Genomic DNA, 456 nt, shown 5'->3' on the forward strand with positions numbered 1-456 from the left:
GGTATTGCGCCACACCGCTCTCTTCGACGTAACCCGCGCCGCCATAAATCTGAATGGCGAGGTTGGTCAGGACGACGCCATTGTCGGTCGGCCAGGCTTTGACGATGGGAATCAGGAAATCCAGTTCGCGCTCCGCTTCTTTGCGCAATACGTTGTCGGGGCAGGCGGCAGCAAAATCGGTCAGGGCGGCGGCGCGCAGATAGAGGGCGCGTTGGGCGGCGAGCGTTGCCTTTTGTATCAACAACATACGGCGCACGTCGGGATGGCGGATAATCGCCACGTCGTCTGAACCGTCCGCCTCGTCGCGTCCCTGTACGCGTTCTTTGGCATAGGCGAGCGCGTTTTGGTAGGCGCGTTCGGCGACGGCGTGGCCTCCTATGCCGACGTTCAGCCGCGCGGTTTTCATCATGGTAAACATATACGCCAAACCCTTGCCCGCCCTGCCGACCAGATAGC

General features: G+C 61.2%; 1 protein-coding gene. It reads right to left on the reverse strand.

Going from position 1 to position 456, the window contains the following annotated elements; translation table 11 throughout:
* Window positions 1-456, reverse strand: a 456-nt coding sequence (locus ACTHUR_RS20505; protein WP_440400638.1) for an acyl-CoA dehydrogenase family protein, incomplete at both ends; no start/stop codon positions are given.

Source organism: Neisseria sp. P0021.S007 (assembly GCF_051956855.1).